Source organism: Variovorax sp. SRS16 (assembly GCF_901827165.1).
Classification (GTDB): Bacteria; Pseudomonadota; Gammaproteobacteria; order Burkholderiales; family Burkholderiaceae_C; genus Variovorax.
In genome coordinates this window covers 1,624,312-1,643,150 of sequence record NZ_LR594666.1, presented here as the reverse complement: position 1 = coordinate 1,643,150, position 18,839 = coordinate 1,624,312, and the positions used below count along the sequence as shown (strand labels likewise).

Sequence of the window (18,839 nt, the reverse complement as noted above, 5' to 3'; positions counted from 1 at the left end):
AATGCGTCCTGTGCGGGTGTCTATTCCGGCTCGACGCCGGCGGCCTTCATCAGCGCCAGCCATTGCGGCGCGTCGCGCTTGTAGACCTCGGCCAGTTCCTCGGGCGTGCTGGCGATCGGGTCCTGCCCCTGGTCGACCAGCCGCTGCGACACCTCCGGCATGCGGATCGCGGCGACGAAGGCCTTGTTGAGGCGTTCGATCACGGGCTTGGGCGTTCCGGCCGGCACATAGACGGCGACATAGCCCGCGAGCTCGAAGCCGGCGAAGCCCTGTTCGCCGAAGGTCTGCAACTCGGGCATGCCGCCGGAGCGCCGCGGCCCGGTCATGCCCAGGCCCTTGATGTAGTTGGCGCGCACCAGCGGGCGCGCGCTGACCGGGCTCGAGAAGGTGGTGTCGAGCACGCCGCCGCGCACGTCGGTGAGCGCCTGCACGTCGCCCTTGTAGGGCACGTGCTGCATGTTCAGGCCGTAGCGCGTGCGCAGCAGCTCGCCGAACAGATGACCCGACGAGCCCTTGCCCCAGCTGCCGAAAGTGATCGGGCGGTTCTGCGCCTTGGCCCACGCTGCGAACTCCTTGAGGTTGCCGTAGGGCGCTGTCGCGGGCCCGGCAAACATCACGCTGCCGAGCGACACCATCGTGACCGGCGCGAAACTCGTGGCCGGGTCGTAGGGCAGCTTCTTGTAGGCGCCGGCATTGTTGATGGTGGTGCTGCTGGTCGTCACGAGCACGGTGTAGCCGTCGGGCGCCGCCTTGGCCGCGGCATCGGCGCCGACGATGGTGCCTGCGCCGGGCTTGGCATCCACCACCACGGGCTGGCCGATCTCGAGGGACACCTTCTCGGTCATCGCGCGCACGGCCACGTCGATCGCGCCGCCGGGTGCAAAGGGCACGATCACGCGGATCGGCTTGGCCGGGAAGGTCTCCTGGCCCCACGCGGCGGGCCAGGCGCCGGCGGCGGCCGCCGCCGAAAGAAAGCGCAGCGCATCCCTGCGGCCGCCCGAGAACATCGATTGCTTCACATCCGTCTCCGTGGGTTTATATTGTTGATACTATCAACCATATCCGCGAGCGTCAACGAGCGACAATCGGCTTCGACCATGACTCCCGCCGCCCCTCCCCCGCTGCCCGAACGCGAGCAGATCGCCCTGCTCGAACCCTTCGAGGGCCTCGGGCTGCGGGACATCCGCGTCGTCGCCACGCTGCAGCAGGCGCAGGCCGCCGCCACGGCGCTGCTGGCCGCGGGCGTGGTCGGCTTCGACACCGAGTCGAAGCCGACCTTCGCGAAGAACGAGGTGTCCGGCGGTCCGCACGTGGTGCAATTCGCGACGCTGCGCGAAGCCTGGATCTTCCAGCTGCACCATACCGAGTGCCGCGAGACACTGGCCGCGCTGCTCGCCTCCACCGCGCTGGCCAAGGTCGGCTTCGGCCTGTCAACCGACCTGAGCCTGATCCGCCAGCGCTTGGGCGTTGACCCGCGCGCCGTGTTCGACATCGACACCGAGTTCCGCCGCCGCGGCTACCGCAAGTCGGTCGGCGTGAAGACGGCGGTGGCGCTGGTGTTCAACCGCCGTTTCGTCAAGTCGCGCAAGGCGACCACCTCGAACTGGGCCAACCGGCAACTGACGGATGCGCAGATCCGCTATGCCGCCAACGATGCCTACGCCGCAATGCGCGTCTTCGATGCGCTGGAATTGACGGTTCCGAACGCCTTTTGAGGGCTTCCTGCGCCACGGCGCGGGATGTAATTCCATTTCCTTATGATGCGGTTCCTCCGCATCGCCGATACCCCCAGCAGCGTCCATGGTCCAGCTTGCACTGCGTCGTCCCTACACCTTCATCGTGATGGCGATGCTGATCGTGCTGGCGACACCGCTCGTCCTGCTGCGCATGGCGACGGACATCTTCCCGGAAATCAACATTCCGGTGGTCAGCGTGATCTGGAACTACAACGGCTTGCCGGCGCTGGAGATGGGCCAGCGCATCACCGGCCAGACCGAGCGCAGCCTGACCACGACCGTCAGCGACATCGAGCACATCGAGTCGCAGTCGCTCTCGGGCGTGGCCGTGATCAAGATCTTCTTCCAGCCGACCGCGAACATCGAGACCGCCATTGCCCAGGTGGTGGCGTCGATGCAGACGCAGGTGCGCCAGCTGCCGCCGGGCATCACGCCGCCGCTGGTGATCAAGTATTCGGCCTCCAGCATCCCGGTCATCCAGCTGGCGCTGTCGAGCAACGCACGGCCGGAGAACTCGCTGTTCGATGCCGCCATCAACCAGTTGCGCCCGCAGCTCATCACGGTGCCGGGGGTGGCGATTCCCTTTCCCTACGGCGGCAAGAACCGGCTGATCTCGGTCGACCTCGACACCCGGGCGATGCAGGCGCGCGGCCTGTCGCCGGCGGACGTGGTCAATGCCGTCAACGCGCAGAACCTGATCCTGCCCTCCGGCACGGCCAAGTTCGGCGCCACCGAGTACACGGTGCGCATGAACGGCTCGCCCGACGAGATCGCCGGGCTCAACGACCTGCCGGTGCGCACCGTCGACGGCGCGACCACCTACCTGCGCGACGTCGCCTACGTGCGCGACGGCTTCTCGCCGCAGACCAACGTGGTGCGCCAGGACGGCGTGCGCGGCGTGCTGCTGTCGGTGCTGAAGAACGGCGGCGCCTCGACGCTGGACATCGTCTCCAACCTGCGGGCGCTGCTGCCGGTGGCGGCGCAGGGCATGCCGGCCGACATCAAGGTCACGCCGCTGTTCGACCAGTCGCTGTTCGTCAAGGCCGCCGTCAAGGGCGTGGTGGCCGAGGCCGTCATCGCGGCCGCGCTGACCGCCGCCATGGTGCTGCTCTTCCTCGGCAACTGGCGCAGCACGCTGATCATCGGGCTGACCATCCCGCTGTCGATCCTGGCTTCCATCCTGGTCCTGTTCGCGCTCGGGCAGACGCTCAATCTCATGACGCTGGGCGGGCTCGCGCTCTCGGTCGGCATCCTGGTGGACCAGGCGATCGTGACGATCGAGAACATCGAGCGCCACCTGCACATGGGCACCGCGCTGAACGAGGCCATCGAGGTCGGCGCCGGCGAGATCGGCGCCGCGGCCTTCGTCTCGACGCTGTGCATCTGCATCGTGTTCGTGCCGATGTTCTTTCTTTCGGGCGTGGCGCGCTTCCTGTTCGTGCCGCTGGCCGAGGCGGTCGTGTTCGCCATGATCGCGTCCTACCTGCTGTCGCGCACGCTGGTGCCGACGCTGGTGATGCTGCTGATGGGCGGCGTGCACGCCAGCGCGGCAAAGGGCAAGCCGAGCCTGCTGCAGCGGCTCTACCGCAGCTTCGACCGCCAGTTCGAGCGCGTGCGCCGCGCCTACACGCTGGTGCTGTCGGCGCTGCTATCCCGACGCGGGCGCTTCATCGCAGTGTTCCTCGGCTTCTGCCTCCTGTCCTGCCTGTTGTACCCGGTGCTGGGACGCGACTTCTTCCCGAGCGTGGATGCGGGCCAGATCCGCTTGCACATGCGCGCGCCCACCGGCACGCGCATCGAGGAGACCGCGCGGCTGGCCGACCAGGTGGAAGTGGCGATCCGCGAGCTGGTGCCCAAGGACCAGCTCGAGACCATCCTGGACAACCTCGGCGTGCCCAACAGCGGCATCAACCTCTCGTACAGCAACGCGGGCACGATCAGCACGCTGGACGGCGAGATCCTGATGTCGCTGCGCGAGGGGCACCGACCGACGGACGAATTCGTCAGCCTGCTGCGGGCCGAGCTGCCCAAGCGCTTTCCGGGCATCGAGTTCTTCTTCCAGCCGGCGGACATCGTCACGCAGATCCTGAACTTCGGCCTGCCGGCGGCGATCGACGTGCAGTTCAGCGGCAACGACATGGCCGGCAATGCCGCCCATGCGGCCGAGCTGGTCAAGGCCATCCGCAAGATCCCGGGCGCGGTCGATGCCCATATCCACCAGCGGCTCGACGGCCCGGCGCAGAACCTGCAGATGGACCGCACGCGGCTGCAGCAGTACGGCCTGACGGCGGCCAACGTCGGGCAGAACGTGCTGATCGCGCTGTCGGGCAGCTCGCAGACGGCGCCGGCTTTCTGGCTCAACCCGCAGAACGGCGTGGTCTACAGCATCGCGGTGCAGTCGCCGCAGTACACGGTGGATTCGCTCGACTCGCTGCTCAACATTCCCGTCGGCGCCTCGGGCTCGGCGGCGGCCGCGGCCGGCGCGCCGCAGCAGCTGCTCGGCAATCTGGTGGAAGCACTGCCCAGCCGCCAGCCGCAGGTGGTCTCGCACTACAACATCATCCCGGTGGTCGACGTCTACGTGAGCGTGCAGGGCACCGACCTGGCCAGCGTGGCCGCCAAGGTCGGCGCGCTGGTCGACGAGGTGCGGCCCAAGCTCGCGCGCGGCAGCCAGGTGACGCTGCGCGGACAGGTGCAGACGATGCAGTCGTCCTTCATCGGCCTGGGCGTCGGGCTGGCGATGGCGATCGTGCTGGTGTACCTGCTGATCGTCGTCACCTTCCAGTCGTGGATCGATGCCGCCATCATCATCACCGCATTGCCGGCGGCGCTGGCCGGCATCGCATGGATGCTGTTCATCACCGGCACCACGCTGAGCGTGCCGGCACTCACGGGCGCCATCATGACGATGGGCGTGGCAACGGCCAACAGCATCCTGCTGGTGTCCTTCGCGCGCGAGCGCCTGGCGGCCGGCGTGCCGCCGCTGTCGGCCGCGCTCGAGGCCGGCGCCACGCGCATCCGGCCGGTGCTGATGACGGCGCTGGCGATGATCATCGGCATGATCCCGATGGCGCTCGGCCTCGGCGAAGGCGCCGAGCAGAACGCGCCGCTCGGGCGCGCGGTCATCGGCGGCCTGATCTTCGCCACCGTATCGACGCTGTTCTTCGTGCCGGCCGTCTATGCCGGCATCCACAACCGCCGCGCCCACCGCAAGGCAGCACGCGAAGCCGAAGGCGCCGCTCCCCCCACGCCACCTTCGCTCGGGGCCACGCCCCAGGAGACCTGACACCATGTCCGAGCAACGCCACGCGGGCCTGGCCATCCACCCCATCGAGCTCGACGAGGATGGCGAGCACCACGCGCTGCTGAAGCGCCGGCAGATCGTGCGCCGCACGCGCATCGCGGTGCTGATCGTGGTCGTGCTGCTGGCCATCGGCGCCGCGCGCACGATCTTCGTGCGGATCGCCAACGCGCGCGCACTCGAAGCCGGCACCACCGAGCGCGCCGCGCAGTACGTCAAGACCGCCCGGCCGCAGACCGCGGGCGAGGGCCAGACACTGGCCTTGCCGGGCACGCTGCAGGGCTTCGTGCAATCGCCGATCTCGGCGCGCGCGAGCGGCTACCTCAAGCGCTGGACCAAGGACATCGGCAGCCGCGTGCAGAAGGGCGAACTGCTGGCCGAGATCGAGACGCCCGAGATCGACCAGCAGCTCTCGCAGGCCATCGCCGCGCGGCAGCAGGCGGCGTCCAGCCTGGAGCTGGCCAGGAGCACGGTCGCGCGCTGGGAGGCCCTGCGCAAGAAGGACGTGGTTTCGCAGCAGGACCTCGACGAGCGGCGCAGCGCGGTGGCGCAGGCCACGGCCAACGTCGCCGCCGCCGATGCGAACGTGCAGCGGCTGCAGCAGACCGAGGGCTTCAAGCGCGTGCTGGCGCCGTTCGCGGGCGTGATCACCCGACGCAACGTCGATGTCGGCGACCTGATCGATGGCGGCGGCGGTGGCGGCGGCCGTGCGCTGTTCCTGCTCGCGCAGACCGATCCGCTGCGCGTGTACGTCAACGTGCCGCAGGCCTATGCGCAACTCGTCAAGGCCGGCCAGCCGGTGGTGGTGACGCAGGCCGAGCTGCGCGGCCAGAGCTTCCGCGGCGAGGTGGCGCGCACCTCCGGTGCCATCGACGCGAGCACGCGCATGATGCAGGTCGAGGTCTCGCTGCCGAACCGCGACGGCACGCTGCTGCCGGGCGCCTACGTCCAGGTGTCGCTGCCGCTGGCGGCCAGCCGCACGCTCACCATTCCGGCCAATGCGCTGCTGTTCCGGGCCGAAGGCACGCGCGTCGCTGTGGTGGACGCGGCGGGCCACGTCCATCTGCGCGCGGTCAGCCTCGGGCGCAACTACGGCGAGACCGTGGAGGTGCTCGACGGCCTCGACGCCAAGGACCGGATGGTGCTGAACCCCTCCGACTCGCTGGCCGAGGGCGACGTGGTCACGATCGCCAAGGAGCCCGCGTGAGCGCTGCGCCGGACCGCTCCAGGCAAGCTCGCTCCCGCCTGGCGGGAAGGCGCGAAGCGCCAAGGGTGCACACCGTGAGCCTGCGGCGCGCATCGACGGCCGTGGCGCTCGCGGCGCTGCTCGCCGGCTGCGCCGTCGGGCCGGACTACAAGGCGCCGGCGGTCGACATTCCCGTCAGCTGGAAGCTTGAAGCGCCGTGGCAGCAGGGCGCGCCCAGCGACATGGCCGACAAGGGTCCGTGGTGGCAGCGCTTCGGCGACGCGGCGCTCGACACGCTGGAACGGCAGGCGCTGGCCAACAGCCCCACGCTGGACCTGGCCGGCGCACGCCTCGCGCAGGCGCGCGCCACGCTGTCCGGCAGCCAGGCCGCACGCTATCCGCAACTCGGCATCGGCACGCGGGCGCAGCGGCTGAGGATCTCGGCGAACCGGCCGCTCACCAACTATTCGACGCCCAACGCCGAGACCGTGCAGAACGACTTCGCCTTGTCGCTCACGGCCAGCTACGAGCTCGATCTCGCGGGCCGGGTGCAGCGTTCGGTCGAAGGCGCGACGGCCTCCGTCGCGCAGTCCGCAGCGGATCTCGAGAACACGCGGCTCCTGCTGACCACCGACCTGGCCTCGGCCTATTTCAACCTGCGTTCGACCGACATCGAGCTCGATGTGGTCACGCGCTCGATCGCACTGCAGCGCCATGCGCTCGACCTCATCGATTCGCGGCACGAACTCGGCGCGGTGTCGGGCCTCGACGTGGCGCAGCAGCAGGCATTGCTCGACGCCACGCTGACACAGGTCGACGTGTTGAACAAGCAGCGCTCGCAGTACGAACACGCGATCGCGACGCTGATCGGCACGCCGGCGCCTTCGTTCACGCTGGCGCCCGACCTGCGGCCCATCACGCCGCCGCCCATTCCCCTCGGCGTGCCCTCCGAAGCGCTGGAGCGACGGCCCGATGTCGCCTCGGCGGAGCGCGCGATGGCCGCCGCCAACGCGCAGATCGGCGTCGCCACCGCGGCCTTCTATCCCAGCGTCATGCTGGCGCCGGTGGCGGGCGTGGACAGCAACAAGCTGTCGGCGCTGTTCAACGCGCCCAGTCTGCTGTGGTCGCTCGGCATCTCGGCCACGGCGCCCTTGTTCGACGGCGGCCGGATCCGCTCCAACGTCGACTTCGCGCGTGCCGGCTACGACGCCAGCGTGGCCAGCTACCGTCGCGTCGTGCTGAACGCGATGCAGGAGGCCGAGGACGGCATCACCGGCCTCGCCGCACTCGACCGTGCATCGTCACAGGCCTTGACGGCCGTCGGCGCCGCGCGCCGCGTGCTCGACATGGCGACCAGCCGCTACGAAGGCGGTGCATCGACCTACCTCGACGTGATCACCGCCCAGCAATCCCTGCTGACCGCGGAGCGCCAGGCCGCGCAACTGCTCGGCCAGCGCATGCTGACCGCGGTGTTCCTGGTGAAGGCGCTCGGCGGCGACTGGTGCGGCACCGGTGCCGTGGCCGATCCTAGAACAGGCTGCCCTGCCCCGCTGCGCCAGGTGGCCGGAACGCGCTGAGGTCGAGCGCGATGCGCTCGCGATTGAAGCCAATGCGCTGCGTCGCTTTCTCGAAGCGCTGGCGGATCAGCTCGGCCCACAGGCCGCTGCCTTTCATGCGCGTCGCGAAGTCGGCGTCGTAGTCCTTGCCGCCGCGCATCTCGCGGATGCGCGCCATGATCCGGCCCGCGCGCTGCGGGTAGTGCAGTTCGAGCCATTGCTTGAACAACGGCGCGACTTCCCAGGGCAGGCGGATCACCGTGTAGAACGCGCAGCGCGCGCCGGCCTCCCATGCGGCTTCGAGCACCTGTTCCATGTCCTCGGTGACGAAAGGGATCTGCGGCCCGACGCTGACACCGACGGGAACGCCGGCCTCGGCCAGCGTGCGCACGGTGCGCAGCCGACGGTGCGGCGCGGCGGCGCGCGGCTCCAGCTTGCGGGCGAGCTCGCCGTCGAGCGTGGTGATGGTGACGTAGACCGCGGCCAGGTGATCGGCCGCCATCGGCGCGATCAGATCGAGGTCGTGCTCGACCGCGCTCGATTTGGTGACGAGGCCGAAGGGATGGCGCGTTTCCTTCAGCACTTCGATCACCGAGCGCGTGAGGCGCAGCTCGCGCTCGATCGGCTGGTAGCAATCGGTCGCGGTGCCGACCGCGAGATGGCTCGGCCGGTAATTGCGCCGGCCGAGTTCGGCGCGCAGCACTTCGGCGATGTTGCGCTTGGCGATCAGCTTGGTCTCGAAGTCGAGCCCCGGCGACAGGTTGAGGTAGCTGTGCGTCGGGCGGGCGAAGCAGTAGATGCAGCCGTGCTCGCAGCCGCGGTAGGGATTGAGCGAGCGGTCGAAGGGGACGTCGGGCGAGTCGTTCTCGCTCAGCACCGACTTCACGTCCTCGAAGCGCACCTCGGTCGCGAGCGGCGGCAGCGGATCGGCGGCGCCCTCCTCGAGCGTGCCCCAGCCGTCGTCGAAGGCGTCGCGCGCGTCGCGCTCGAAACGGTGAGGGATGCGGGTGGCTGCGCCGCGGCCCTTGAGCGCGGTCACCGGGATGAAAGCGTCGGCCATGAGGCGCCCTTCAATACTGGATAAACATCCAGTATTCCATCATTTCGCCGCGCGTGCACATCGCGTTAGAGTCGGCCCCACCCTCCAGCGAGATCGCCATGCCACGCCGTCCCGAAAACCTCTATCCGCAATACCACGCGCACCTCTACTTCGGCCCCGACACCGTGGCCCAGGCGCGCGCGATGGCCGAAGAAGCCGGACGCAGCCTGCTGGTCGTGGTCGGCCGCGTGCATGAGCGGCTGGTGGGGCCGCATCCGCACTGGAGCTGCCAGATCGCCTTCGACGCCGCCGAGTTCGATGAAGTCATTGCCTGGCTCGACGCCCACCACAACGGCCTCGACGTGTTCGTGCACGGCGTGACCGGCGACGACTACGCCGACCACACCGCCCACGCCATGTGGCTGGGCAACGAATCGACGCTGGATCTGCGGATGTTCCGGCCGCGGACCTGAGCCCGGCGGCTCAGAACTCGGCGTCGAGCTCGTCGATCTCCTCGGGTTCCTGCTTCGCGGCGTGGATCCATTCCTGCATGGCGGGCAGGGCCATGACGTGCTTGCAGTAGGCGGCGCAGGCGCCATCGAGAGCAACGTCGTATGTCATGAAGCGCGTGACCACGGGCGCATACATCGCATCCGCCATGCACGGCTGCTTGCCGAAGAGAAAGGGGCCGCCGTAGTCCTTCAGGCACTCCCGCCAGATAGCGAGCACGCGGTCGATGTCGGTCTGCGCACGCGACCAGATCTTGAAGCTCGGAAACTTCGCCCTGACGTTCATCGGCAGCGAACCGCGCATTGCGCTGAAGCCCGAATGCATCTCGCCGCAGATGGCGCGGCAGTGGGCGCGGGCCTTGGCATCGGCCGGCAGCAGTCCTGCCTTGGGCTTGATCTCGTTCAGGTATTCGCCGATGGCCAGGGTGTCCCACACCTTGATGCCGCCGTGCAGCAGCGACGGCACCAGCATCGAGGCCGAAAGCAGCAGCATCTCGGCCTTCATCGCGGGGTCGTCGGGGGGAATCACCTTCTCACTGAAGTCCAGGCCTGCCAGGCGACACATCAGCCAGCCGCGCAGCGACCACGCACCGTAGTTCTTGCTGCTGATGGTGAGAACAGGTTTGGCCATGCTGGTGCTCCTCGGCTGCCGGATCGGCATCGGCAACCGTGCAAGGCCTGTGCCAGAACAGTGCGCCTGCACGGCGACTCGGGCGTCCTTGGCCCATAACTTGCCTGCGGCAGACGCATGCTGTACCGGGCCTACCAAAACAACGCCGACCTGCTCTCGCCGTCGCGCCTCGCAGCCCAGCATCTCGGCAACGTGGCCAACGCGCTCTGGCCGGCGAGCACCGAACGCAGCATCGCCCGAAGTTTCGCGGCGGCGATGGAGGTGTACTCCCGGATGCGCCTCACGCACAGCCGCCCCGCCTACGGCATCGAGCGCGTGGAGGTCGACGGCGAAGCGGTTGCGGTGACGGAAGAAGCCGCGCTGGTCTCGCCCTTCGGCACCTTGCTGCACTTTCGCAAGGACACCAGGGCAGTGCAGCCGCCGGTGCTGCTGGCCGCACCACTGTCGGGCCATTTCGCGACCCTGCTGCGCGAAACCGTGCGCACCTTGCTGCACGACCATGACGTCTACGTAACCGACTGGCACAACGCGCGCGACGTGCCGCTGTGGCATGGCGGCTTCGGGCTCGACGACTACACGCGGCAACTCATCCGGTTCCTCGAGACCATCGGGCCGGGCGCCCACATGGTCGCGGTCTGCCAGCCGTGCGTGGCCGCGCTGGCGGCCACCGCGCTGATGGCCGAGGACGACAATCCGGCTGCACCGAGCAGCCTCACGCTGATGGCCGGGCCGGTCGACTGCCGCGTCAACCCGACCCTGGTCAACAAGCTCGCGAACGAGCGTCCCATCGACTGGTTCGAACGCAACCTGATCAGCCGCGTGCCGTGGCCGCATGTCGGCGTGATGCGGCGCGTGTACCCGGGCTTCCTGCAGCTCGCCGCCTTCATGAGCATGAATCCGGAGCGCCACAAGCAGCAGTTCATCAAGCTCTACGAACACCTGGTCGACGGCGAGACCGACCAGGCCGACACCATCCGCCATTTCTACGACGAGTACCTCGCCGTCAACGACTTGCCGGCAGAGTTCTATCTGCAGACGGTGGAGCGTGTGTTCCAGACCTACGACCTGCCGCGCGGCGCGCTCACGGTCGGCGACCGCAAGGTCGATCCTTCATCGATTCGCCGCACCGCGCTGTTGACGGTCGAAGGCGAACGCGACGACATCTGTGCCGTGGGCCAGACCGTGGCAGCCCAGGACCTGTGCATGAGCATCCGGCCTTACCTCAAGACGCACCACCTGCAGGCCGGCGTCGGCCACTACGGCGTCTTCAGCGGCAGCAAGTGGAACACACAGATCTACCCGCGCGTGCGCGAAGTCATCCATACCGCCCACGAGCTGTACTGAGAGAGAAAGCCGCTCCAGGCGGCAACAGCTGTCGAATCCAGAGCCTGCAAGGGCCACGCAGCGAGGCCGGCACAGCCAAGCCCTTTCGTGAAACACCGCGGATCCGGCTTCGCCGGTCCGCCAGTGTTGCCCCCGGCAGGGGGTTGGCGAAGCGACACGAAGTGCGCGCAGCCTGGGGGTGAGCCCACTGCCGGGCGAGCTATTCCTCCGTCGGCCAGTCCCGAATGTAGGCCTTGAGCATCTTGTTCTCGAAGTTCTGGCTGTCGACCACGGCCTTGGCGACGTCGTAGAAGCTGATCACGCCCATCAGCATGCGCTTGTCCATCACCGGCATGTAGCGCGCATGGCGCTCCAGCATGATGCGGCGGATCTCGTCGAGGTCGGTCTCCAGCGTGCAGGTGACGGGATGGTCGTCCATCGCCTTGCGCACCAGCGTGCCGCCGACCTGGCCGCCGTTGGCGACGATGGCCACGATCACCTCGCGGAAAGTCAGCATGCCGACCAGGTCGCCATGCTCCATGACGACCAGCGAGCCGATGTCCTTGTCGGCCATGGTGGTGACCGCGTCCGCCAGTGGTTCGTCGGGCGCGGTCGTATAAAGCGTGTTGCCCTTGACGCGCAGGATGTCGCTGACTTTCATCGTGGTGCTCCTCACTTGCTGCTTGCTCGGCGGCGTGCCGATTTGAATATAGCCCACAATGGCCGCGCATCCACAGGCCCCCGCGCGCGTTGCAGGCATTGCACGCGTAACCGGGCATTGCAAACACCCGACACGAAACCGAAAGACCTCCATGCCCGGCTATTCCGACCCCGGCTTCGACACGCTGGCACTGCATGCCGGCGCCGCGCCCGACCCCGCGACCGGCGCGCGCGCGGTGCCGATCCACCTGAGCACCTCCTTCGTCTTCGAGTCGAGCGACCATGCGGCGGCGCTCTTCAATCTCGAGCGAGCGGGGCATGTGTATTCGCGCCTGAGCAATCCGACCAACGCGGTGCTCGAACAGCGTGTGGCCGCACTCGAAGGCGGCATCGGCGCCATCACGACTGCGAGCGGCCAGGCCGCGCTGCATCTGTGCATCGCGACCTTGATGAGCGCAGGTTCCCACATCGTCGCCAGCACCGCGCTCTACGGCGGCTCGCAGAACCTGCTGCACTACACGATGCGCCGCTTCGGCATCTCGACCACCTTCGTGAGGCCCGGCGACCTGGATGGCTGGCGCGCGGCGATCCGGCCGGAGACGAAGCTGCTGTTCGGCGAGACCGTGGGCAATCCGGGACTGGACGTACTCGACATCCCGGCCGTCGCCGACATCGCGCACGCGGCCGGCGTGCCGCTGCTGGTCGACTCCACGCTCACCTCGCCCTATCTGATCAAGCCTTTCGACTGGGGCGCCGACCTGGTCTACCACTCGGCCACCAAGTTCCTGTCGGGCCACGGCACGGTGATTGGCGGCGTGGTGGTCGACAGTGGCAGTTTCGACTGGGAACGCTCGGGCAAATTCGCCGAGCTCACCGAAGCCTACGACGGCTTCCACAACATGGTCTTCAGCGAAGAGAGCACCGTCGGTGCCTTCCTCTTGCGCGCGCGGCGCGAGGGACTGCGCGACTTCGGCGCCTCGATGAGCCCGCACACCGCATGGCTGATCCTGCAGGGCATCGAGACGCTGCCGCTGCGCATGGAGCGCCACATCGACAACACGCAGAAAGTGGTCGAGTTCCTGGCCGCGCATCCCTTCGTCGCGCGCGTCGGGCATCCGCTGCTCGAATCGCATCCGAGCCACGCGCTGGCAGGCAAGCTGCTGCGTCACGGCGCGAAGGGCGCGGGCGCGGTCTTCAGCTTCGACCTCCAGGGCAACCGCGAGCAGGGCAAGAAGTTCATCGACGCGCTCAAGCTCTTCAGCCACCTGGCGAACGTCGGCGATTGCCGCAGCCTGGTGATCCATCCCGCGAGCACGACGCACTTCCGCATGACGGACGAGGCGCTGGCGCAAGCCGGCATCTCGCAGGGCACGATCCGGCTGTCGATCGGCCTGGAGGATCCGGCCGACCTGATCGACGACCTGAAGCGCGCGCTGAAAGCCGCGGAAAAGGCGGGTGCGTGATGGAGCTCGTCGTCAACGGCCAGCGCACCTACGCCTACACCGGCGGCAAGCCCTTCGATGCCGCGAAGCCGACGGTGGTGTTCATCCACGGCGTGCTCAACGACCACAGCGTGTGGATCCTGCAGAGCCGCTGGTTCGCCAACCACGGCTGGAACGTGCTGGCGATCGACCTGCCGGGCCATTGCCGCAGCGAAGGCCCGCCGCCCGCGCGCGTCGAGGACGCGGCCCGCTTCGTCGTCGCGCTGCTCGACGCGGCCGGCGCGCCGAAGGCGGCGCTGGTCGGCCACAGCTTCGGTTCGCTGATCGCGCTCGAGGCCGCGGCGCAGGCGCCGCAGCGCGTCACGCACCTGGCGATGGTCGGCACGGCCTATCCGATGACGGTGTCGCCCGCGCTGCTGGAAGGCGCGTTGAACGACCCGCAGCGCGCGATCGCGATGGTCAACACCTTTTCGCATTCGATGCTCGCGCCGCCGCCCTCCTCGCTCGGCCCGGGCACCTGGCTGCATGGCAGCTCGCGCGCGCTCATGCGCCGCGTGCTCGCAAGCAACCGCGAAGCCAACGTGTTCCACATCGGCTTCACGGCCTGCAACGACTATGCGAACGGCGAAGAGGCCATGGCCGCGGTGCAATGCCCGACGCTGTTCCTGCTCGGCGCCACCGACCAGATGACGCCGCCGTGCGCGACCCGCACCCTGGCCGCCAAGGCACGCAATGCCGCAACGGTGACCGTGAACGCAGGCCACGCGCTGATGAGCGAGGCGCCCGATGCGGTGCTGTTCGCGCTCAGGGATTTTCTGGCCGGCTGATGGCCGCCAGCGCGTTGATGTCCGCGACCTCGAGCAGCGGCCTCACGGCGCCGTGCCGGGCGACGGCGACCATTGCCTGGCCCATGCGCTCGCTGGTCGTGATGCGGTCCGGCATCCGCCGGCTCAGCAGGGCGAAGATCGGCGTGGCCAGCACGTAGATCGCCTGGTAGAGCGCCGTCTTGGACCGCACGCGGTGCATCGGCTGGATGAAGCCGGGGCGGAACATGTAGACGGCCTTGAAGGGCAGCCGCATCAGCGCGTTCTCGGTCGCGCCCTTCACGCGCGCCCACATGCGCGGGCCGCGCTCCGTGCTGTCGGTGCCGGCGCCCGACACATAGACGAAGGTCATCTGCGAGTTGAGCCGCACCAGCGCCTGCGCGATCGTCAGCGTGAGATCGTAGGTGATGCGCCGATAGGCCTCTTCCTTCATGCCGACGGAGGAAACGCCGAGGCAGAAGAAGCAGGCGTCGAAGCCCGACAGGTCGGCCTCGACGCTGCTGCAATCACCCAGATCGGCAAGCACCAGGTCACGCAGCTTCGGATGGGTCTGGCCGGTCGGGCTGCGCCCGACGGCGAGCACCCGCGTCACGCCGGCGTCGAGCAGACATTCGCGCAGCACGCCCTGCCCGACCATGCCGGTAGCGCCGAAGAGCAGGATGTTCATGGTGGGACCGTGACGGTGACGCGCTAGGCGACCGAGAAGCCCGCGGGCTCGCGCCCGAGCGCGTCGAGCAGTGTCGCCACTTCCGGCGCCGACGGCTGCGCCGGCTGCAGCGCACCCAGCAGGCGCGCCAGCGTTTCGGCGTGCGGCAACAGGGGCCCCAGAAAGCGCGTGCCATCGGTGCCGGCGATCAACAGCGTCGGAAAGGTCTCGACATCGAATTCGTCCGCCAGCTCGGCATGGTCCTCGATGTCGACCCACGCAAAGCGGAACTGCGCATGCGCGCGCGCCACCTGCTCGAACAGCGGCCGGTATTCGCGGCAGGCGCCGCACCATTCGGCGCACAGGCAGACGACCCAGCTGCGGTCGTCGGGCGCGGCGGGATTCGTCTGGGTGGAGAAGTCGGTCAAGGCCAGTCAGTCAGGTGAGTGGATCGGGAGTCCGCGCCATTATCGAATCAAGCCGCTCTGGCTTCAGCGCGAGGGGCATGGAGCACGTCGCCGAGCCGCAGCGTGCGCAACGGGCCCTTGTCCCAGAGGCTGCCGAGCGGCGGCGTCCTCGGCATGAGCAGTTGGACCAGCAGCGGTTCGAGCAGCGTGTCGTCGGGCCGGGCCAGCAGGACGAAGCGTGGATCCTCGTCGTCCGGCTCCTCGGCGATCGGCGCGATCCAGTCGAGCGCGACCAGCGTCTCGAGCACCGGCGCGAGCTGCAGCGCATCGACCCTCATCCGGGCCACCAGCTCGGCCGCGCCGAGCCCGCGCGCGGGCGTGGCACCGGCGCGCGCCAGATGCTGCAGCGCCTCGATGGCCAACTGCAGCGGCCAGCCGGCCATGCCGCCGGCGCGTTCGACGCCGCTCAGCAGGCTGGGCAGATAGGCCGCGATCACCGCACCCAGCAGCACGATGACCCAGGCGACGTAGATCCATACGAGCAGGATCGGCACCGTCGCGAAGGTGCCGTAGACCATGGAATAGGTCGGCACCAGGCTGAGGTAGTAGGCCAGCCCGCGCTTGGCGATCTCGATCGCGGCGGCGACGAACAGGCCGCCGGCCCATGCATGGGCCCACTTCACGTGCGTGTTGGGCACGTAGTGGTAGAGCGACGCCATGCCGCCCGCGAGCAGGAAGAATTCGAAGGTATCGAACAGCAGCTTCACGATGGCGCCGCCGACCACGTCGCGCGAGACCGAGAACACATAGGCGGTGGTGCTCAGGCTGACCGCCAGCACCAGCGGACCGAGCGTGATCGCGGCCCAGTAGATCAGCACCCGCTGCGCGAAGGGCCGCGGCGTGCGCACGCGCCAGATGTTGTTGAGCGTCTTGTCCATGGTGAGGATCAGCGCGATCGCGGTCACCAGCAGCACCGCGAGGCCGGCCACGCCCAGGCCGCTCGCCTTGCTCGCGAACTGGTTGAGATAGCCGACCACCTGGCGCGCGATGTTGTCCGGGATCAGGCTCTCGATCAGCCAGCGCTGCACCCGGCCCTGCATCTTGGAGAACATCGGGAACACCGTGAACAGCGCCAGCGCCACGGTGAAGAAGGGCACCATCGCGATGGTGGTGGTGAAGGTCAGGCTGCTGGCCGTCAGGCCCAGGCGATCCTCGCGAAAGCGCTCGCCGAGCACCACGGCGGTGTTGCCCCACGGAAAGCGCGAAAGATCCCTCCAGAGTTGCTGGCGATTCATGATCGGTATCATCTCACCCCCAGGCGTCGCGCACTTCGTGTCGCTGCGCCTCCCCCTGCCGGGGACGGCACCGGCGGCCCGGCGGAGCCGGTTCCGCGGTACCTCTCGAATGAAAACAACCTTGCCTCGCTCTTCTTCTGTTGCTGCCACGCAGTGGGTGGCCGTGGGCAGCCTGGTCGGGCTGATCGTGCTCGGCCTGGCCTGGGAGATGTGGCTCGCGCCGCTGCGTCCGGGCGGCTCGTGGCTGGCGCTCAAGGTGCTGCCGCTGGTGGTGCCGCTCGCGGGACTGCTCAAGAACCGCATGTACACCTACCGCTGGGTCAGCCTGATGGTCTGGCTCTACTTCATCGAGGGCGTGGTGCGCGCCTGGAGCGATATCAACCGCGTCGGGCAGGTGCTCGCGCTGATCGAGGTGGTGCTCTGCCTCGCGCTCTTCGCCGCCTGCGCCTGTCATGTGCGGCTTCGCCTGCGCCACGCGGCCGAGGCCCGGAACCTGGAAGGAGTGGCTCCATGAATGCACTGGTCGACCGGCTGCGCACCATCGTCGGCGTCTCGCACGTGCTGACCGAGGGCGATCTGACCGCCTGGGAGCAGGACTGGCGCAAACGCGCGCGCGGCAAGGCGCTGGCCGTGGTCCGCCCGGCCAGCACGCAGCAGGTGGCCGACGTGGTCAAGGCCTGCGCGGCCGCCGGCACGGCGATCGTTCCGCAGGGCGGCAACACCGGGCTGTCGGTGGGATCGATCCCGGACGAGAGCGGCACGCAGGTGCTGCTGAGCCTGCAGCGGCTCAACGCGATCCGCGCGACCGATGCCGCGAACCTCACGATGACGGTCGAGGCCGGCTGCGTGCTGCAGTCGCTGCAGGAGGCCGCCGAGAAGGCCGGCTTCCTGTTCCCGCTCAGCCTCGCGGCCGAGGGCAGTTGCACGATCGGCGGCAACCTCGCGACCAACGCCGGCGGCACGCAGGTCGTGCGCTACGGCAACACGCGCGAGCTGTGCCTGGGCCTGGAGGTCGTCACGCCGCACGGCGAGGTGTGGGAAGGCACCAGCGGGCTGCGCAAGGACAACACCGGCTACGACCTGCGCGACCTGATGATCGGCAGCGAAGGCACGCTCGGCATCATCACGGCGGCGACGATCAAGCTCTATCCGCTGCCGGCCGCGCAGCTGACCGCATGGGCCGCAGTGCCCTCGCTCGATCATGCGGTGACATTGCTGGGCCTCGCGCACAAGCACCTGGGCGCGGGGCTCACGGGCTTCGAGGTCATGGGCCGCTTCGCGCTCGGCCTGGTAGCCAAGCACTTTCCCGCGATGCGCGTGCCCTTCATCGACGACGAGGCGACGCCGTACGGCGTGCTGCTCGAGAACTCCGACAGCGAATCCGAGGACCATGCCCGCGCGCGCTTCGAGGCGCTGCTGGAAACCGCGTTCGAAGCCGGCTGCGTGAGCGACGCGGTGGTGGCCGAGAACATCGCGCAGGCGCGTCAGCTCTGGCACATCCGCGAAAGCATTCCGCTGGCGCAGGCCGAGGAAGGCCTCAACATCAAGCACGACATCTCGATCCCGGTGTCGCGCATCCCGGCCTTCGTGGCCGAGACCGATGCATTGCTGGCGCGCGAGATCGCCGGCGTGCGGCTCGTGAACTTCGGCCACCTGGGCGACGGCAACCTGCACTACAACGTGCAGGCGCCCGAGGGTGGCGACATGAAAGCCTTCCTGCGCGACCAGGAAGAGCGCATCAACACCCTGGTCTACGACGCGGTCGCGAAATTCGGCGGCTCCTTCTCGGCCGAGCATGGCGTCGGCTCGCTCAAGGTCGATACGCTCGAGAAGCACAAGTCGCCCGTCGCGCTGGGCATGATGCGCGCCATCAAGCGCGGGCTGGATCCGCAGAACATCCTGAATCCGGGACGGGTGATTCGCGTCTGATGGCATGATTTCATGCGCGTGAAAAATTTGCGCATTCAAGACCGGAGTTTTCTCGTGCCCCGCATCGCCGACGCCCCCAAGAAGGCCACTCATCTGACGCTCAACAGCAAGGTGCTGGAAATGGCGCGTGAACTCGGCATGAACGTGTCGCAGACCGTGGACGGCCTGCTTGCCGAAGAGGTGAAGCACCGCTATTGGGAGAAGTGGGCCGAGGAAAACAGGGCGGCCATGAAGGCCTACAACGAACGCATTGCCAAGGAAGGCCTCCCGTTGGCCAGATACTGCAGCTTTGCGCGCAGCCTCGGAGACGGGCACGTGACGGAAGAGGGCAACGACAAGAAGAAAAGCGACTGAA

Annotated in this window: 18 protein-coding genes; 11 read left to right on the top strand and 7 right to left on the bottom strand. The window is 68.4% G+C overall.

Translation table 11 applies throughout. The features are described 5' to 3' along the window. Positions 1-20: 20 nt before the first annotated feature. Positions 21-1,019, bottom strand: coding sequence for a Bug family tripartite tricarboxylate transporter substrate binding protein (locus tag E5P2_RS07935; RefSeq protein WP_162566578.1), 999 nt, complete (start codon positions 1,017-1,019; stop codon positions 21-23). 78 nt (positions 1,020-1,097) lie between these two features. On the opposite strand from E5P2_RS07935, the gene E5P2_RS07930 reads away from it, so the two are divergent. The 4 genes from E5P2_RS07930 to E5P2_RS07915 all read left to right on the top strand — a co-directional run bounded on the left by E5P2_RS07930 (position 1,098) and on the right by E5P2_RS07915 (position 7,800). Then, a complete protein-coding gene (locus tag E5P2_RS07930; protein WP_162566577.1) occupies positions 1,098-1,715 on the top strand; it encodes a 3'-5' exonuclease in 618 nt (205 codons plus the stop codon). A gap of 85 nt (positions 1,716-1,800) precedes the next feature. Then, a complete protein-coding gene (locus E5P2_RS07925; protein ID WP_162566576.1) occupies positions 1,801-5,022 on the top strand; it encodes an efflux RND transporter permease subunit in 3,222 nt (1,073 codons plus the stop codon). A gap of 4 nt (positions 5,023-5,026) precedes the next feature. After that, a complete protein-coding gene (locus tag E5P2_RS07920; RefSeq protein ID WP_162566575.1) occupies positions 5,027-6,244 on the top strand; it encodes an efflux RND transporter periplasmic adaptor subunit in 1,218 nt (405 codons plus the stop codon). Between the two features lie 74 nt (positions 6,245-6,318). Continuing rightward, positions 6,319-7,800: an efflux transporter outer membrane subunit gene (locus E5P2_RS07915; RefSeq protein ID WP_443083547.1), complete on the top strand. Its 1,482-nt coding sequence runs from the start codon at positions 6,319-6,321 to the stop codon at positions 7,798-7,800. Here E5P2_RS07915 and E5P2_RS07910 read toward each other — a convergent pair. Further along, positions 7,751-8,839 (bottom strand): PA0069 family radical SAM protein, encoded by a 1,089-nt coding sequence (locus tag E5P2_RS07910; protein WP_162566574.1) that lies wholly within the window; start codon positions 8,837-8,839, stop codon positions 7,751-7,753. The genes E5P2_RS07915 and E5P2_RS07910 overlap by 50 nt on opposite strands. Positions 8,840-8,937: 98 nt before the next feature. Between E5P2_RS07910 and E5P2_RS07905 the strand changes: the two genes are divergently transcribed. Beyond that, positions 8,938-9,291, top strand: a complete 354-nt coding sequence (locus E5P2_RS07905) for a DOPA 4,5-dioxygenase family protein (protein WP_162566573.1) — start codon at positions 8,938-8,940, stop codon at positions 9,289-9,291. Between the two features lie 10 nt (positions 9,292-9,301). Here E5P2_RS07905 and E5P2_RS07900 read toward each other — a convergent pair whose 3' ends face one another. Then, positions 9,302-9,958, bottom strand: coding sequence for a glutathione S-transferase family protein (locus E5P2_RS07900; protein WP_162566572.1), 657 nt, complete (start codon positions 9,956-9,958; stop codon positions 9,302-9,304). Between the two features lie 117 nt (positions 9,959-10,075). Between E5P2_RS07900 and E5P2_RS07895 the strand changes: the two genes are divergently transcribed. Continuing rightward, positions 10,076-11,302, top strand: coding sequence for a polyhydroxyalkanoate depolymerase (locus E5P2_RS07895; RefSeq protein ID WP_162566571.1), 1,227 nt, complete (start codon positions 10,076-10,078; stop codon positions 11,300-11,302). Positions 11,303-11,501: 199 nt separating this feature from the next. On the opposite strand, the gene E5P2_RS07890 is transcribed toward E5P2_RS07895, so the two are convergent. Further along, on the bottom strand, positions 11,502-11,942 hold the full coding sequence (locus E5P2_RS07890) for a CBS domain-containing protein (protein WP_162566570.1): 441 nt from the start codon (positions 11,940-11,942) through the stop codon (positions 11,502-11,504). A 151-nt stretch (positions 11,943-12,093) separates the two neighbouring features. On the opposite strand from E5P2_RS07890, the gene E5P2_RS07885 reads away from it, so the two are divergent. After that, complete coding sequence (locus E5P2_RS07885) at positions 12,094-13,404, top strand: O-acetylhomoserine aminocarboxypropyltransferase (protein WP_162566569.1); 1,311 nt, start codon at positions 12,094-12,096, stop codon at positions 13,402-13,404. Beyond that, positions 13,404-14,210: an alpha/beta fold hydrolase gene (locus E5P2_RS07880; protein ID WP_162566568.1), complete on the top strand. Its 807-nt coding sequence runs from the start codon at positions 13,404-13,406 to the stop codon at positions 14,208-14,210. Before E5P2_RS07885 ends, E5P2_RS07880 begins: the two co-directional genes overlap by 1 nt. Here E5P2_RS07880 and E5P2_RS07875 read toward each other — a convergent pair. From E5P2_RS07875 to E5P2_RS07865, 3 genes are read right to left on the bottom strand one after another with little or no spacing between them, the layout of a single operon-like run. Then, positions 14,188-14,874: an NAD(P)H-binding protein gene (locus E5P2_RS07875; protein WP_162566567.1), complete on the bottom strand. Its 687-nt coding sequence runs from the start codon at positions 14,872-14,874 to the stop codon at positions 14,188-14,190. The genes E5P2_RS07880 and E5P2_RS07875 overlap by 23 nt on opposite strands. Positions 14,875-14,897: 23 nt before the next feature. Next, positions 14,898-15,281, bottom strand: a complete 384-nt coding sequence (locus E5P2_RS07870; protein WP_162566566.1) for a thioredoxin family protein — start codon at positions 15,279-15,281, stop codon at positions 14,898-14,900. Between the two features lie 47 nt (positions 15,282-15,328). After that, positions 15,329-16,567: a YihY family inner membrane protein gene (locus tag E5P2_RS07865; RefSeq protein ID WP_162566565.1), complete on the bottom strand. Its 1,239-nt coding sequence runs from the start codon at positions 16,565-16,567 to the stop codon at positions 15,329-15,331. 97 nt (positions 16,568-16,664) lie between these two features. On the opposite strand from E5P2_RS07865, the gene E5P2_RS07860 reads away from it, so the two are divergent. Genes E5P2_RS07860 through E5P2_RS07850 form a run of 3 tightly spaced genes read left to right on the top strand, consistent with a single transcriptional unit; the run spans position 16,665 to position 18,838 of the window. Next, entirely contained in the window at positions 16,665-17,069 is a 405-nt protein-coding gene (locus E5P2_RS07860; protein ID WP_162566564.1) for a DUF2069 domain-containing protein, read from the top strand. Further along, entirely contained in the window at positions 17,066-18,484 is a 1,419-nt protein-coding gene (locus tag E5P2_RS07855; RefSeq protein WP_162566563.1) for an FAD-binding oxidoreductase, read from the top strand. Before E5P2_RS07860 ends, E5P2_RS07855 begins: the two co-directional genes overlap by 4 nt. Positions 18,485-18,538: 54 nt before the next feature. After that, positions 18,539-18,838, top strand: a complete 300-nt coding sequence (locus E5P2_RS07850; protein WP_162566562.1) for a type II toxin-antitoxin system CcdA family antitoxin — start codon at positions 18,539-18,541, stop codon at positions 18,836-18,838. The last annotated feature ends 1 nt before the right edge of the window (position 18,839 follow it).

Coding starts and splice junctions, on each gene's coding strand:
- E5P2_RS07930 (WP_162566577.1), top strand. CDS start 1,098: ATGACTCCCGCCGCCCCTCCCCCGCTGCCCGAACGCGAGCAGATCGCC.
- E5P2_RS07925 (WP_162566576.1), top strand. CDS start 1,801: ATGGTCCAGCTTGCACTGCGTCGTCCCTACACCTTCATCGTGATGGCG.
- E5P2_RS07920 (WP_162566575.1), top strand. CDS start 5,027: ATGTCCGAGCAACGCCACGCGGGCCTGGCCATCCACCCCATCGAGCTC.
- E5P2_RS07910 (WP_162566574.1), bottom strand. CDS start 8,839: ATGGCCGACGCTTTCATCCCGGTGACCGCGCTCAAGGGCCGCGGCGCA.
- E5P2_RS07905 (WP_162566573.1), top strand. CDS start 8,938: ATGCCACGCCGTCCCGAAAACCTCTATCCGCAATACCACGCGCACCTC.
- E5P2_RS07900 (WP_162566572.1), bottom strand. CDS start 9,958: ATGGCCAAACCTGTTCTCACCATCAGCAGCAAGAACTACGGTGCGTGG.
- E5P2_RS07895 (WP_162566571.1), top strand. CDS start 10,076: ATGCTGTACCGGGCCTACCAAAACAACGCCGACCTGCTCTCGCCGTCG.
- E5P2_RS07890 (WP_162566570.1), bottom strand. CDS start 11,942: ATGAAAGTCAGCGACATCCTGCGCGTCAAGGGCAACACGCTTTATACG.
- E5P2_RS07885 (WP_162566569.1), top strand. CDS start 12,094: ATGCCCGGCTATTCCGACCCCGGCTTCGACACGCTGGCACTGCATGCC.
- E5P2_RS07880 (WP_162566568.1), top strand. CDS start 13,404: ATGGAGCTCGTCGTCAACGGCCAGCGCACCTACGCCTACACCGGCGGC.
- E5P2_RS07875 (WP_162566567.1), bottom strand. CDS start 14,874: ATGAACATCCTGCTCTTCGGCGCTACCGGCATGGTCGGGCAGGGCGTG.
- E5P2_RS07865 (WP_162566565.1), bottom strand. CDS start 16,567: ATGATACCGATCATGAATCGCCAGCAACTCTGGAGGGATCTTTCGCGC.
- E5P2_RS07860 (WP_162566564.1), top strand. CDS start 16,665: ATGAAAACAACCTTGCCTCGCTCTTCTTCTGTTGCTGCCACGCAGTGG.
- E5P2_RS07855 (WP_162566563.1), top strand. CDS start 17,066: ATGAATGCACTGGTCGACCGGCTGCGCACCATCGTCGGCGTCTCGCAC.